The organism is Streptomyces niveiscabiei (assembly GCF_001419795.1).
Taxonomy (GTDB): Bacteria; Actinomycetota; Actinomycetes; order Streptomycetales; family Streptomycetaceae; genus Streptomyces; species Streptomyces niveiscabiei.
On sequence record NZ_LIRL01001159.1, the window covers coordinates 1 to 1,652 of the forward strand.

The 1,652-nt window shown below is 76.6% G+C and carries 2 protein-coding genes; both read right to left on the reverse strand.

Annotation, left to right across the window (positions count from 1 at the left end):
• Nucleotides 1–24: 24 nt before the first annotated feature.
• Complete coding sequence (locus AOK24_RS41420) at nt 25–789, reverse strand: thioesterase II family protein (RefSeq protein WP_079057256.1); 765 nt, start codon at nt 787–789, stop codon at nt 25–27.
• A gap of 12 nt (nt 790–801) precedes the next feature.
• Nucleotides 802–1,652: cytochrome P450 (locus tag AOK24_RS41425; protein WP_055725051.1), on the reverse strand; the 851-nt coding region annotated here is incomplete at its 5' end.

Consider the following 1,652-nt stretch of genomic DNA (forward strand, 5'->3'; position numbering starts at 1 on the left):
GTGTACGGGGCTGGGGAGGGGCGGTCAGGGGAACACGGGACAGGTGGCGGGCGCGGGCGCGCCGCACGCGTCGAGGACGGCCGCGACGACCCGTTCGGCCTGTTCCACCAGGTAGAAGTGGTCGCCGGGCAGCACCAGGCGGCGGAAGACGCCGGACGTGGCGTCGCCCCAGGTCGCCACGTCCGGCACCGTCGCCTCCTCGTCGCGGTCCCCGGTGAGCGCGGTCAGCGGGCAGCGCACGCGGGCCGCCGGGTCCGGGCGGTAGGTCTCGACGAGCCGGTAGTCGGCGCGTACCGAGGGCAGCAGCACCGCCCGTATCTCCGGGTCGTCGAGGAGTTCGGCGTGGGTGCCGTCCAGGCGGCGCAGCTCGGCGGCGAGGCCGTCGTCGTCGCGCAGATGCACGGAGCCCGGCCGCTGGCGGCGCGGGCCGGGGCGGCCGGAGACGAAGACGTGCCGGGGCCCCACGCCCGAGGCCTCCAGGCGCAGGGCGGTCTCCCACGCGACCGAGGCCCCCATGCTGTGGCCGAACAGGAAGCGTTCCCGGTCCGGGCGGTCTTGGCGCAGCACCTCGGCGACGGCCCCGGCCAGCTCGGCCATGGACGCGGCGGCCGGTTCCGCGAGCCGGTCCTGACGGCCCGGATACTGCACGGCGAGCAGCTCCACATGGGGTGGCAGCAGCTTCCCCCACGCGGTGTAGAACGCGGCGCTGCCGCCCGCGTGCGGGAAGCACACCAACGAGGTCGAGGCCGTCGGCCGGGGTATCGGGCGGCGCAGCCAGAGAGAGGTCACAGGGAACACTCGTCACTCCACATGGACGGGAAGCGTCGCCGGACCGCGGCTCATGAAGTCGCCGGCCCGGCGGAAACGGAAGTCGGGCGCGAGCCGCAGCCCCGGGTGCCGCTCGATCAGCACCTCGGCGGCGACCCGCAGCTGAAGCCGGGTCAGCGAAGCGCCGAGGCAGGCGTGCGGGCCCTTGCCGAAGGCCAGATGGGCCCGCAGCCCCGGCCGCCCCGGGCGGAACGCGTCGGCGTCCTCGCCCCAGCGCGCCGGGTCCCGGTTGGCGGACGCGACCACGGCGATCACCCGCTCCCCGGCCCGCACCGGCGTGTCCGCCAGCACGGTGTCCCGGGTGGCGGTGCGCATCTGCCACAGCGCGGGCGGATCGAGCCGCAGCGACTCCTCGACCGCCTCCGGCAGGCCCTCGGTGCGCCAGTGGTCCTCCCGCAGCAGCCGCAGCACCAGATTCCCCAGCGCGTGGCGGAGGTTGGGCACACCGGCCACGATCAGGAAGTGCAGGAAGGTCACGGCCTCCGCGCGGTCCAGCCGCCCCAGTACGCCGCCCAGGGCGGGCCCCTCGGCGGCCCGCAGCGCCCACCGCTCGAACGCGGGCCACTCGGGGCGGGCCCGGTGCCCCAGCAGATCCGTGAACCCGGCCGCCCAGCGGTCGTACGCCGCCGCGTCACCGTCGGCCACCCCGCAGAAGGCGGCCAGCACGGCGCGCGGCAGCGGGGCCGCGAACCCGGCGACGAGATCCGCTTCCCCTCTCAGCTCGCCGGCCAGCGTCGTCGCGCGCTCCCGCACCACGGGCTCCAGCCCCGCCACCACCGTCCGCGCGAAGGCGGGGGAGAGCAGCCGGCGGAGCCGGGTGTGGG